Below are 230 nucleotides of genomic sequence, written 5' to 3' on the forward strand. Positions count from 1 at the left end.
TTGAATTTAAAGATTGGCAAAAGATTTATTTAAAAGATCCCATCAAAGGAGCTATTGCTCCTTGGACTAAAGCAGAAAAAGCTTATTTTCATTCTTTAGATGGGGAAGCTAGATATAATTATTTAGTAAAAAGAAGTGGTTTGGTATGTACTCCTGTAGATTTAAATGATAGTGCTTTAGTAAGACCTAAAAGACCTAAAGAAAAAAGATTTATTGATGCTTATAAAGAA

Annotated in this window: 1 pseudogene; it reads left to right on the forward strand. The window is 29.1% G+C overall.

What is annotated here, in order from left to right:
- A pseudogene (locus H2280_RS08640) lies at positions 1–230 on the forward strand (hypothetical protein); the annotation flags it as partial.

Origin of the sequence: Campylobacter sp. 2457A, assembly GCF_020135895.1 — a bacterium.
GTDB classification, from domain to species: Bacteria; Campylobacterota; Campylobacteria; order Campylobacterales; family Campylobacteraceae; genus Campylobacter_D; species Campylobacter_D taeniopygiae.